The organism is Shewanella sp. SW32 (assembly GCF_025653365.1).
In the GTDB taxonomy this organism is placed as follows: domain Bacteria; phylum Pseudomonadota; class Gammaproteobacteria; order Enterobacterales; family Shewanellaceae; genus Shewanella; species Shewanella oncorhynchi.
This window is the reverse complement of the sequence record NZ_JAKKSJ010000019.1, coordinates 26,496-38,972: the sequence shown is the minus strand read 5'-3', so window position 1 is coordinate 38,972 and position 12,477 is coordinate 26,496. Positions and strand designations below refer to the sequence as shown.

14 protein-coding genes are annotated in these 12,477 nt (G+C 44.6%); 9 read left to right on the top strand and 5 right to left on the bottom strand.

The features are described 5' to 3' along the window. The first annotated feature begins 145 nt into the window (after nt 1–145). From L5M28_RS12900 to L5M28_RS12870, 7 genes are all read left to right on the top strand, one after another. On the top strand, nt 146–1,324 hold the full coding sequence (locus L5M28_RS12900; RefSeq protein ID WP_263203506.1) for a porin: 1,179 nt from the start codon (nt 146–148) through the stop codon (nt 1,322–1,324). A 10-nt stretch (nt 1,325–1,334) separates the two neighbouring features. After that, a complete protein-coding gene (locus tag L5M28_RS12895) occupies nt 1,335–1,772 on the top strand; it encodes a phosphate ABC transporter substrate-binding protein (RefSeq protein ID WP_028760063.1) in 438 nt (145 codons plus the stop codon). Between the two features lie 298 nt (nt 1,773–2,070). Beyond that, nucleotides 2,071–2,688 carry a carbonate dehydratase gene (gene can / locus L5M28_RS12890; RefSeq protein ID WP_263203505.1) on the top strand — a complete coding sequence of 206 codons (618 nt, stop codon included), beginning with the start codon at nt 2,071–2,073 and terminating at the stop codon, nt 2,686–2,688. Between the two features lie 193 nt (nt 2,689–2,881). Beyond that, a complete protein-coding gene (gene kdnA / locus L5M28_RS12885; RefSeq protein WP_028760065.1) occupies nt 2,882–4,069 on the top strand; it encodes an 8-amino-3,8-dideoxy-alpha-D-manno-octulosonate transaminase KdnA in 1,188 nt (395 codons plus the stop codon). Nucleotides 4,070–4,089: 20 nt separating this feature from the next. Further along, nucleotides 4,090–5,160: a 3-deoxy-alpha-D-manno-octulosonate 8-oxidase KdnB gene (gene kdnB, locus L5M28_RS12880; protein WP_028760066.1), complete on the top strand. Its 1,071-nt coding sequence runs from the start codon at nt 4,090–4,092 to the stop codon at nt 5,158–5,160. A gap of 97 nt (nt 5,161–5,257) precedes the next feature. Next, entirely contained in the window at nt 5,258–5,995 is a 738-nt protein-coding gene (gene kdsB, locus L5M28_RS12875; protein WP_028760067.1) for an 8-amino-3,8-dideoxy-manno-octulosonate cytidylyltransferase KdsB, read from the top strand. 45 nt (nt 5,996–6,040) lie between these two features. Further along, nucleotides 6,041–6,298, top strand: coding sequence for a DUF2897 family protein (locus L5M28_RS12870; protein WP_198573290.1), 258 nt, complete (start codon nt 6,041–6,043; stop codon nt 6,296–6,298). Nucleotides 6,299–6,463: 165 nt separating this feature from the next. Here L5M28_RS12870 and L5M28_RS12865 read toward each other — a convergent pair whose 3' ends face one another. The 3 genes from L5M28_RS12865 to L5M28_RS12855 form a co-directional block, all read right to left on the bottom strand. Further along, the gene (locus tag L5M28_RS12865; RefSeq protein ID WP_263203503.1) at nt 6,464–6,931 is read right to left on the bottom strand and encodes a hypothetical protein; all 468 of its coding nucleotides are present in this window, start codon (nt 6,929–6,931) and stop codon (nt 6,464–6,466) included. 355 nt (nt 6,932–7,286) lie between these two features. Continuing rightward, complete coding sequence (locus tag L5M28_RS12860) at nt 7,287–8,291, bottom strand: rhodanese-related sulfurtransferase (protein WP_263185438.1); 1,005 nt, start codon at nt 8,289–8,291, stop codon at nt 7,287–7,289. A gap of 47 nt (nt 8,292–8,338) precedes the next feature. Next, nucleotides 8,339–8,512, bottom strand: a complete 174-nt coding sequence (locus tag L5M28_RS12855) for a hypothetical protein (RefSeq protein WP_198573292.1) — start codon at nt 8,510–8,512, stop codon at nt 8,339–8,341. Between the two features lie 144 nt (nt 8,513–8,656). On the opposite strand from L5M28_RS12855, the gene L5M28_RS12850 reads away from it, so the two are divergent. Both L5M28_RS12850 and L5M28_RS12845 read left to right on the top strand, forming a co-directional pair. Beyond that, complete coding sequence (locus L5M28_RS12850) at nt 8,657–9,313, top strand: glutathione S-transferase (protein WP_263178398.1); 657 nt, start codon at nt 8,657–8,659, stop codon at nt 9,311–9,313. 197 nt (nt 9,314–9,510) lie between these two features. After that, nucleotides 9,511–9,708, top strand: coding sequence for a hypothetical protein (locus L5M28_RS12845; RefSeq protein ID WP_028760072.1), 198 nt, complete (start codon nt 9,511–9,513; stop codon nt 9,706–9,708). 132 nt (nt 9,709–9,840) lie between these two features. Here the strand turns inward: L5M28_RS12845 and L5M28_RS12840 are convergent, their stop codons facing one another. Next, on the bottom strand, nt 9,841–11,598 hold the full coding sequence (locus L5M28_RS12840; protein ID WP_105252613.1) for a SulP family inorganic anion transporter: 1,758 nt from the start codon (nt 11,596–11,598) through the stop codon (nt 9,841–9,843). A 183-nt stretch (nt 11,599–11,781) separates the two neighbouring features. After that, a complete protein-coding gene (locus tag L5M28_RS12835; protein WP_219233654.1) occupies nt 11,782–12,408 on the bottom strand; it encodes a LysE family translocator in 627 nt (208 codons plus the stop codon). Between the last annotated feature and the right edge of the window lie 69 nt (nt 12,409–12,477).

Genomic DNA, 12,477 nt, shown 5'->3' with positions numbered 1-12,477 from the left:
TTTCATTAAACTCACCTGTGAAACCTCTATTAACAAGTAAAGACCTTGTTTTTGTTCCAAGCGGCTTAAAAAATGTTGCACAAAGGTGAAATCTACTAATTATCAACTACCTTTATACTGTATTCCCTCAACAAGGTATTCTGCCATGAGAAAAAGTACAGTTGCCCTCTGCGTATTCAGCACACTTTATATACCGTCTCTTTATGCCGATGTTCAAATAAATGGATTTGCCTCTATTGTCGCGGGCTCAAGTCTAAGTGACGATAAAAGCTATTATGGTTACGATAAAGAACTCGATTTTAATAATGATTCCAAAGTTGCCTTACAATTTACCGCCGATCTTGGTAGTGGCTTAAGAGCTACTGCACAAGTGCTATCCAGAGGCAGTAACGATTATAGCGCTGAATTCGAATGGGCTTATATCTCCTATGACATCAGCGACAAACTTATGCTTATGGCAGGTCGCCAACGTTTTAATCTCTATAAATACTCCGATTATATTGATGTAGGCTATGCCTATCATTGGATCACTCCGCCCCGCGGAGTTTATTCACTGCCATTTAATTCAGGTGAAGGTGTAGGCTTAGTTTATGCCGATTTATGGGGCGATACCGAAGTAGGTTTGACCTATAAATACATTACCACTTCAGTTTCTGACTACTCGCCTACCGGTTCATCAACGCCTCCTGCGCCCTTCTCCGCCGAGGGCCACATAATGAACTTTAACTTTGTAACCTCAGGGTTTGAGTACGGTTTAAATATTGGCATAGTCACCGATTTCTCCTACGAATTACCCGCATTGCTTGGCTTAGGCAATGCAATTTCTCAAACCGGACTCTTTACTCAGCAAGTGGTTGATGATCTTTTACCGATTAATGACAGCGCGCTACTCATTGGCGCTAACGTTAAATATGATGCTGAAAAATGGTTTATTTTGGCCGAATACACACGAATTGATGTCGATCCCAGTAGCTTTAATATTCAAGATTCAGCCTTTGTTTCCGGCGGGATCCGCTATCACGATTTCACCTTCCACTTAACCTATGGTATTGATAAAGGTGAGCCCCAATACGATGCCTATGACGCTATGTTACCTGTTTACAATGGTCTGCCACCGGCAAACCAAGCTGCACTCGCACCGCTTGTTTTTGGAACACGAGCGGCGCTTGAAGCACAGCAGGAAGACAGCGCCTACTACATCATAGGCACCCGCTGGGATTTCCATCCTTCTGCCGCACTGAAACTAGAGTACACCAACTACAGTAACGACAAACCGTCCTCCGATGAACAGTTGCTGAGTATGGCAATAGACTTAGTTTTTTAAGGAGTTAAGCATGAAACTATTAATAAGTTCTCGGTTGATGATAAAAACCTTAGTCGCCAGTGCGCTTCTACTTGGCAGTGCCTGTGTTCAAGCCGAAATTGCCGTCGTGGTGCACCCTTCTAATACGTCAGAAATTAGCGCTGCGGATATTTCACGGATCTATTTAGGCAAACTCAAGTCTTTCCCCAGTGGTGGCACTGTCGTCGCACTCGATCAACCTGAAGGCACGCCCGCACGTGATGCCTTTGTTAAACAGATCCTTAATAAAACCGAGAGTCAGTTAAAAGCCTATTGGTCAAAACTGGTCTTTTCAGGCCAAGGTCAACCGCCCAAAGTCGTCGACTCCAGCGCTGAAATGCTCGCATTGATTGCCGCCAATCCCAATATGATCGGATTTGTTGACGTCAGCGAAGTCAACGATAGTGTGAAAGTGATCAGTAAGTTCTAACCCATACTGCATCATCCTTGTCCGCCTTAATCTTTGGCGGACAAGGTTTCCACTCAGCATTAGCGCGATATAAACAACAAGCACACTATCAAATGGTGCTTGAACCCTCAGAGAGGGCTTATCCATTTGCAGTACTATTAAGAAAAAATAATCTCGATTTTTCAATATCCTGATTCAAACCTTAATTGGATAGACCAGCAGAGCCAAATTTGCTGGTATACTCTTGCTAAAAATGTGCTGCTTGCATGAATTAGAGCATGAGAAGACATTTTATATGTCAATAAAACAATAGGTTAAAATGAAACTACTCAAACCTTTATTCGACAATAACCGCCGCTGGGCCGGACGTATACGCCAAGAAAATCCTGATTTTTTTGAACAATTAGCGAAACAGCAACATCCTGAATACCTGTGGATTGGCTGCTCAGATAGTCGCGTACCCTCAAACCAAATCATTGATCTTATGCCCGGTGAAGTCTTTGTTCACCGTAATATCGCCAACATGGTGATCCATACCGATCTTAACTGCTTATCTGTACTGCAATACGCCGTCGATGTGCTCAAGGTGAAGCATATTATGGTGGTGGGTCACTACGGCTGTGGTGGTGTGCGCGCGGCCATGGGTCAGCAACGCTTAGGACTCATCGATAACTGGCTCGGGCATTTACGTGATATCTATCGTATTTATCAGGAAGAATTACAACAGATGGACGAAACCAAACGTTTTGATCGCCTGTGCGAACTAAACGTGATTGAGCAGGTTGCTAATGTGACCAGTTCAACCATAGTGCAAGAAGCTTGGGATCGCGGTCAAGAAGTGGCGGTACACGGCTGGATTTACGGCATTGATAACGGTTTACTGACAGATTTAGATGTTACGGTCGATCGCGAATACGGTTTAGCTAATCCACGCTAACAGCCTGAATGTCGGCTTTCAACACCCCGCTGAGTATCATCAATGCTCAGATAAAACCTGCCGCTGTGCAGGTTTTTCTTTTTCCATGACAATTTTCAGCAATAAAACATCGCAAGGGTCTATTACGCCAGTTATAATCCGCCAGTTAATTGCAGGCGACCTATGCGCCACAAATTCTAAGGAGATACCTTCCATGCCCGGTTTTGAATTATTTGGTCCTGAAGAGAAGCAGGAAGTCGCTGACGTTATGGAAAACGGTTTTACCTTCCGTTACAACTTCGACCATATGCGTAATGATCGCTGGAAGACGCGCGATATGGAGCAACTACTGTGCGAGAAGATGAACGTGAAGCATGCTCACCTTTTATCAAGCGGTACTGCTGCGCTGCAAACGGCCATGATGGCTGCAGGCATTGGTGCTGGCGATGAAGTTATCGTGCCACCTTTTACCTTTGTAGCCTCAGTTGAAGCGATTTTTATGGCAGGCGCTATTCCGATTTTTGCCGAAATCGATGAGACATTGTGTTTATCTCCAGAAGGTATCGAAGCCGCGATTACCCCACGCACTAAAGCGATTAACTTAGTGCACATGTGCGGTTCTATGGCGAAGATGGACGAGATCAAAGCTGTCTGTAAAAAACATAACTTACTGATTTTAGAAGATGCTTGCCAAGCCATTGGTGGCAGCTACAAGGGCCAAGCGTTAGGTACTATCGGTGATGTGGGTTGTTACTCATTCGATTCAGTCAAAACCATCACCTGTGGTGAAGGTGGCGCTGTGATCACTAACAACACAGAAATCTACAACAATGCGCACATGTTCTCAGATCACGGCCATGACCATATTGGTAAAGACCGCGGCGCAGAGTCACACCCTATTATTGGCTTGAACTTCCGTATTTCGGAAATGAATGCAGCCTTAGGGTTAGCGCAGTTACGTAAACTCGATACCATTATCGATATTCAACGTAAAAACAAAAAGACCATTAAAGATGCAATGGCCGCGATTCCAGAAGTCACCTTCCGCCAGATCCCCGATCCAGAAGGCGACTCGGCTGGCTTCTTAACCTTTATGTTGCCAACCGAAGCGCGCACGCAAGAAATCAGCAAAAAACTGGCTGAAAACGGCGTTGATGGCTGCTTCTACTGGTATGTAAACAACTGGCATTATTTGAAAAACTGGAAACACATTCAGGAGCTTAAGGCATCTGCTGCGTTGCCAATCACATTAATCGCCGACAGACCTGACTATACTCAAGTTTCTGTGCCTAAATCCGATGCCATTATGAGCCGCACGATTTCTATGCTCATCAAGTTGTCTTGGACCGATGCTCAGATCGCCGAGCGTATCGAAAACATCAAGAAAGCATTTGCCCAATAATTCTACGGGAGTTTGTTGCAATGAGTTTTAAGAATTTTAAAGTAGTTGAAAAAATGATCTTCGGCCGTGGCTCATTCGTCCAGTTGGATGAAGTGTTAGCTGCTGAACGTAAAACCGCCGACGACTTCGTGGTGTTTTTAGTCGATGACGTGCATCAAGGCAAAGCCCTTGAGGGCCGCATTCCAGCTAAAGCACAAGACATGATAATTTGGGTTAACGTTGATGAAGAGCCAAGCACAATTCAAATCGATGCCCTGACTGAACAAGTTCAAGCTTTCAATAGCAAACTGCCAGTGAGCGTCGTCGGTTTAGGTGGCGGTTCAACCATGGACGTAGCTAAAGCAGTATCGCTGATGCTGACAAACCCAGGTGGCTCTGCTATGTATCAAGGTTGGGACTTAATCAAGAACCCAGCGGTACACCACATTGGTATCCCAACGATTTCTGGTACTGGTGCAGAAGCGTCACGCACCGCCGTATTATGTGGTCCAGTACGTAAGCTAGGCCTGAACTCAGATTACACAGTATTCGATCAAATCATCATGGATTCTGAGTTAATCGAAGGCGTAGAAACGGACCAATGGTTCTATACAGGTATGGATTGCTATATCCACTGTGTTGAATCTTTACAAGGTACCTTCTTAAACGAGTTCTCTAAATCCTACGCTGAAAAAGCCATGGATTTATGTCGCCAAGTGTACTTAGACGACCACGTAGAAAAAGACGACAAGCTAATGATGGCGTCTTTCATGGGCGGCATGAGCATAGCTTATAGCCAAGTGGGTGCCTGTCATGCGGTATCTTACGGTCTGTCTTACATCCTAGGTTACCACCACGGTATCGGCAACTGTATCGCCTTTGATGTGTTAGAAGAATTCTATCCAGAAGGCGTTGAAGAGTTCCGTCTGATGATGAAGAAACATAACATCACGCTGCCGAAGAACATCTGTAAAGATCTGCCAGACGAAACCATAGCGAAAATGGTTGCCGTGACTAAGAGCATGGGTCCATTATGGGCTAACGTTTACGGCGCGGGTTGGGAAGAGAAAGTCACAGATGAAATGTTGACTGCACTGTTCCGTCGCATCTAAGCTCTAACACATGTTAAAAGGGCTCAATTGTGAGCCCTTTTGTCTATATGCATTGTATATCTACACTGTATATCTTTGATAAAAGTAGGATAATTTGATGAATGTGACTCTGTTAATCCCGGCTCGTTACGGTTCAAGCCGCTTCCCGGGCAAACCCTTAGCCCCGATTAACGGCAAGCCAATGATCCAACACGTGTATGAACGCGCGTCGTTAGCCAAAGGCCTCACCAATATTTACGTCGCTACCGATGATGATCGCATTAAAGCGGCCGTTGAAAGTTTTGGCGGCAAAGTAGTCATGACCAGCCCAGATGCTGCCTCGGGTACAGATCGTATCAATGATGCAATAAACCAACTGGGACTGAAAGATGACGACTTAGTGATCAACCTACAGGGCGATCAACCTCTAATTGACCCAACCTCTATCGAGCAAGTCATCAGCCTCTTCGAGCGTCACCCTGGTGAGTTTGAAATGGCCACCTTAGGCTTTGAAATCGTCAATAAAGCCGAGCTTGACGATCCTATGCATGTGAAGATGGTGTTCGATAACAACAACTACGCCTTGTATTTCTCTCGTTCGCGTATTCCTTTTGGCCGCGATACTCAAGATTACCCCGTTTATAAGCACTTAGGTGTGTATGCTTATACACGCAAATTCGTACAGGCCTTCGCCGCCCTACCATTAGGTCGTCTAGAAGATCTGGAAAAACTCGAGCAATTACGTGCATTAGAGTACGGCCATAAAATCAAAATCGCCATTAGCGCCTTTGATTCTATTGAAGTTGATACGCCAGAAGACATTCGTAAATGTGAGCAACGTTTAGCGGTTGATTAATCGCCCGTTAGGTGTGCGCGAGTCAATTCGAAACAGGAGCTGAGTATGTCGACCTTAGAAGTCTGGATCATTATTATTTTGATCGTCGGTGTCATCGCCAGCAATCTTGCTGCGTTGAAGTACAGTGCTAAGTTCAAACTGCCGCAGTTCGGTCAACATGGTAAAGATAAGCAGATAAAGTCAGATACTGCCAAGCCTTCGGCAGCAGAGAATGATGCCGATGCGGCTTCAAGCAAGCCAAGTTCTGCGGACTCAGAACCCAAAAAAGCAGATCAAAGCAAAACTGAACCACCTAGAGGCTAAGCTCAATGGCGGCTTTTAAAAGTGAGTCTAAAGATGGCTCTTGAACACGCCTTTTAAAGACTGCGCTATAAACACTGAGCAATGACGTTCGCAAACATAGAAAAGGCGCCACAGGCGCCTTTTTTGTCTCTCAAATAACAAGCTAGCCAATGCCACTCATCAGCCTTAGGCTTTTTTCGCTGATGTGCGACTCAATGGCAGCTCCTCAAGGTGCGCCACTAAAAAGACTAAAAAGCGAAACAGGGATTTAATCTTAAGATCATGATTTTTATTGGGCTCAGCCGCGACTAACTTCTGCAGCGATTTGATTCTAGCGTAAGCATTCTCGACTAAAGCGTCGTTCTCTTTACCGACATATTTATTAAACTCGGCAAATTCACCAATAAATTTCAGTGTCACTTTACGGCGATTTAACGCAGTGAGTGCTGCGCCCTCTTTCAGTTTTGCCTCAAAAATACTGCATTCTAAACCGCTGGCGATCGCACTTTGCGACAAACCGCTGCTTAACGCATCGGCCAGAAAACCCAAATTGGCTTTTAACTCAAAGGCAATCGCCTGCTTACTGGCGCTCGATTGCTGCCAGCGACTGCGTTCCTTATCGAAAATATCGTATAGCTCTTTCCAAATGCTCATGCGCTTTGCCTACCTTGCACTGAATCGCTCCCTTCGTATATAGCACTCGACTTTTTTGAAATGCTAGCGTTGTTAATACTAACGTTTTTAATACTAGCGACTGAAAGTTATCATAAATTTAAGGTTTTCGGCATAGCGCTATGATAAATAATAAGTTAAATAATGAGTTAAATAATGGCCTAAAAGCACATTCACGCTAAAACTAAAATCTATATAAAAAAATGGCCCGAACGAGTCGAGCCAGAGTGCAAGTCATATTCACTGTGAGAGCCATGTGAAAGCGGCCTGAGTGAGAAACGAGTTCAGTACGAACTCATGACTAACTCACTCACGACCCATCTAATGGCATATAAAGTTAAAGCGCTTGCGATTTTTTCACGTTATTTTTCTCGGCGGCGAGTCGACGCTGCGCTTCTTTTTTCTCACGGCGCGCTTCAATCACTTGATTTACATCGCTACCGATATGCGCTTCGTTACGGGCTTTTGCCAGATTCACTTGACGTTCACGCTCAACGAAACGTTTACGCTGCTCGTCAGAAATTTTATCGATACAATGTGGGCAACTGACGCCTTGCACATAGGCAGGACTCTGTTTTTCAGCTTCGGTGATTGGCATACGGCAAGCATTACATTGATCGTATTGGCCTTTCTTCAAGTCATGATTTACCGCAACGCGGTTATCGAATACGAAACACTCGCCTTCCCACAGGCTTTCTTCCGCTTTCACTTCTTCGAGATATTTAAGAATACCACCTTCGAGATGATAGACCTCGTCAAAGCCTTGCTCTTTTAAATAAGCAGTTGATTTCTCACAGCGAATACCGCCAGTACAGAACATGGCGACCTTCTTATGTTTAGCAGGATCAAGATTCTGCTTCACATATTCAGGGAATTCTCTGAAGGTTTCAGTCACAGGATTAATGGCATTCTTAAAGGTGCCGATTTGCACTTCATAGTCGTTACGGGTGTCGACTAAAATCACGTCCGGATCAGAAATCAGCGCATTCCAATCTTGAGGCTTCACATAGGTGCCAACCACTTTAAGTGGGTCAATACCTTCGACGCCCATAGTCACGATTTCGTTTTTCAGCTTGACTTTAGTGCGGTAGAACGGCATTTCATCGTCAAATGACAGCTTGTGAACGATATTGTCTAGGCCATTTTGGCTATTAAGCCACACTAATAACGCTTCAATTGCTTCTTGAGTGCCAGCAACTGTGCCATTGATCCCTTCACTTGCGAGGAGCAGAGTGCCTTTGATCTCGGCCTGTTCCATCATAGCGAGTAATGGCGCTCGGATAGATTCAAAATGCGGTAACGACACGAATTTATATAACGCACATACGACAACTTTAGCCATAACACCCTCTTTGCTGGCTGGAACTTAATTTCCAGTGCATAAACAAATCAATCATCTGCAGCCTTGCTGCAGATCCCAAAAATAGCGCGGAATTCTACCTGAGTCACAGCAAGATAAACACAGATAAAATACAGGGTCTTTAATTCTTTACGCACAGTGGTGAGAAAAATCATTCTATGATGGCAAATTAAGCAGAAATCCCAGTATGAAAGCGTTACCATCTGCGCCCTTTGAATATTGCATGATTGGCACGCAACATTCGCATTGGCATACTCGCGTCGTCAATAAGCATACATAAACATGCTGACGTCAGCTTTAGTCGCATCAACTTCCACGCATGGCGCCGCACAGTAGAGGAAATCCGAATGACTCTAGCCGTCTTATACACTTTTCGCCGTTGCCCCTATGCAATGCGAGCACGTTTGGGACTCTTGTTAGCCCAATGCAATGTTGAAGTCCGTGAAATCACCCTTAAAGCCAAACCACCACAAATGCTAGCTGCCTCACCTAAGGGTACTGTGCCGGTATTAGTGCTAGCAAACGGCGAGGTGATTGCCGAAAGTCTTGAGATCATGCGCTGGGCACTCACGCAAGCAGACCCCTTAGATCTATTGTGTCAGCAAAATCCTGCTATTGAAGATAAAATGGCACAGCTTATCACGCAAAATGATCAACAATTTAAACCATGGCTTGACCGCTATAAATATGCCGACCGTTACCCTGAGCAAACGCAAGCTTATTATTATCAGCAGGCGAGTCATTTCCTCCTGCAACTTGAAACATGCTTAGGGCAACACCCCTTTTTAGTCGCCGATACACCTCGCCTTGCCGACTACGCAATCGTACCTTTTGTACGCCAGTTTGCCGCAGTGGATCTTAAACGTGCACTGAGTGATGATTTTCCGCGAGTCGCCGCTTGGCTAAATCGACTTATTTCGAGTGAAATATTTATTCGTGCGATGGAAAAATATGTGATCTGGGACGCTAGCCATTCTCCAATTTGCTTGTTAGGAGACGTGTAAGCCAATAAGATTTAAAGATTATTTTTATTTTATGTTATAGCCATCGGTAAAATATTCGAGTAAGGTATTTGCCACTAGGTACCTAATTTAGCTAATCGTAGCTAATCGTAGCTAGACAATATTCTCAAGAAAAGTAACCACGCCTAAAGACTCAAGGACGTGAATGATAGAACACAAGGATAAGACAGTTGGAAAATATGGATATTAATATCGTTATTATGCTTGGGGGCCTGGTGCTATTGCATTGTCTATTTGCCCTTCGGGCCTTCAAAAGTAAAGTGGATCTCAGCACCAACAAAAAGTGCTTATGGTGCCTACTGAGTCTGATACTCGGCCCTATGGGTTATTATGGTTTTCACGGTTTTATTCCCCTAGATAGAATTCTCAAAGACTAAACGGTAAAACTGAATACCTTCAAAAAGCTAGTCATACCATTGATTTACTTATCAAATTAAGACAAAAAATAGCGCAACCTTAAGCTGCGCTATTTTATGACCCAGTTTAATCAAACAAGGCATTACAGTTAACTACAAATGACTGTGCAACAATACCGAGTCATCAGGAACTTTTTGGATCACAGGCGCTTGCCCTTCAGCCAAGGCTTGTTTATAGCTTTGATTCATTTTAAGGGCGAGATACAAATCTGGCCGGATCAAAATACCACCTTCCCCTGTCTGCATGCCCGCTTGCTCAAACCAACTCAGCATCTGCCGTTTACGTCCCGCAAGCACTAAACGAACGCCACGTTTTTTAAGCAGTTGATGTAAATCAGCCAACATGGCCATCACACTTAAATCCAAATGGGTAAAACAAGGCACTGCATCAATAATGATGCAATCGACCGGCTCAGATTCCCGAATAAACTTTTCCAGTAAACGGCGCTTAAAATACGTCGCATTAAAGTAAGTTAACGGTGAATTAAAGCGATATATAAATACTCCTGGAACCGATTTAGCTTTACCCGATTCATCGACACTGCGGATAACGCCCTTATGATCTAAACCAAGCACTTGATCCGTAGGCCGCATCACAGTAGCAAGGAACTGGAATAAACCCAGTAATACAGCCAAGGTTATCCCAGGGATAACCCCAATAAACAACACGGAGAACAAGGTGATACAGGCAAGTAAAAAAGCAGACCTATCCCGCACTCGTAGATTCCACAGTGACTTTAAATCGATAAGCGAGATTGAGGCAATCACCAGCACCACACCTAAGGCGGCACTGGGGATGAACTTCAAAGGCGCAGTGAAAAATAGCGCCACAACACCAATCAATACCGCTGCAATGATAGACACTAACTGGCTCTTACCACCATTGGCATCATTAACCGCAGTACGGGAATCCGCGCCGCTCACCGCAAAACCTTGAGATATAGCTGACGCTATATTGGCTATACCTAACGCCCTGAACTCTTTATCGGCATCTATATCGTAACCGTTTTTTGCCGCAAAACTTCGAGCCGTCAACATCATGCTCACAAAGCTCACCATGGCTAAGTTAAGCGCTGGTACCACAAGCTCACGGGCGATACCTAAATCAAATACAGGCGCTTGAAATGAAGGTAATCCTGAGGTCACTTCTCCGACGACGCTAATATCAAAGCTCGTCAGGTTAAACACCCAAACAAGGAAAGCCGCCATCGCCATGGCGCACATAGAAGCTGGCCATTGGGGACGAAACCGTTTCACTAAGGCATAAGTCGCTAGCGTCACAATCCCCATAGTCAATGTCGGCCAATGGGTTTTGGATAAGTAGGAAGGCGCACCGCTGAGGCGTTCGATTAGATAACGCTCATCGAAGGTAAAACCGAAGATTTTTGAAAACTGTCCCACGATAATGGTAATTGCAACGCCATTAAGCAACCCCATCAAAATCGGCTTTGATAGAAAATCGGCGAGCACCCCCAGCCTAAAACGACTCGCAATCAAGCACCAAAAGCCTGTCATGGCCGTCATGGTCATCACTAACTGCCAGTGCTTCATGCTATCCCCTGCAGCTAGGGGCGTGACAACCGCGGCGATAACAGCACAAGTCGCCGCATCTGGACCCACGATTAATTGTTTTGAGGTGCCAAATAGTGCGTATACCAACATTGGCAATACGCAGGAATACAAACCCACGGCAGCATTCACTCCTGTGAGTTGGGCATAAGCAATCGCTACGGGTAATGCCACAGCGGCAACGGATAAGCCTGCGCGCACATCATCCCTAAGCCATTGCTTTTCATATTGTAATAATTGCGCCAATCCCGGCATAAACGAAATCAAACTAGGGAACTTCACTCGGCAACCTCCATATACACACTATCAAGATAAGCAACAAGTATAACTGAGACTGAAAATGTTCAGCTAAAAGGCCATTACCTAAAAAGCCATCAATAGTATGTTGGTTATGGCATAAAGCCAATCATTACGCGAGTGTCTTCCTCAGAATATTTATAGGGTTAGCACTTAATTCAAGCCAAGCTAGCGTAATATCATAGGTAATGACACTAAGAGCAAGCTGCCCATAAACCAATTAAAATGGCGCTTACGTCTATCGGTATTGAGTTTCCTACTGATCGCGGCACCGACAAATACCCAAGTAAATGATGCAGGAAATCCCACTATGTTGAACATTAATACGCCAAGAAACGCACTCAACCAAAAGCCATCGCCACTTAATGTAAAAGCGCTACACAGGGTAATCGTCGACATCCAAGATTTAGGGTTAATCCATTGAAATAATGCAGCTTCAATGAGCGTCATAGGTTTTCGTCCATCATCCAAATGCGTGCTCTGCACTGGCGACGTCACTAATTTGTACGCGAGATACAGCAAATATGCTAAAGCGAAATATTTCAATACTTGGTGCAATACCGGTAATGCTTCAAACAAGGTACCGAGGCCGAATAATACCGCAAGATGTAAAGAGGTCGAACCCAAGCGGATCCCTGCAATATGTGGCACGGTACGCAGCACACCAAAATGCGCTCCAGAGCTAGCTAAGAGAATATTGTTCGGTCCAGGAGTCATTGTCATCGTCGCGCAAAACAGCGCGGTCGAGGCCATTAAAGTCCATAATTGTGGATCATAAAGCAGTGCAGTATTCATATTCGCCTTAAATTGTATGCATACATTTGTTGACATAAAAAGATGCAATAAATAATATACGGAGAATAT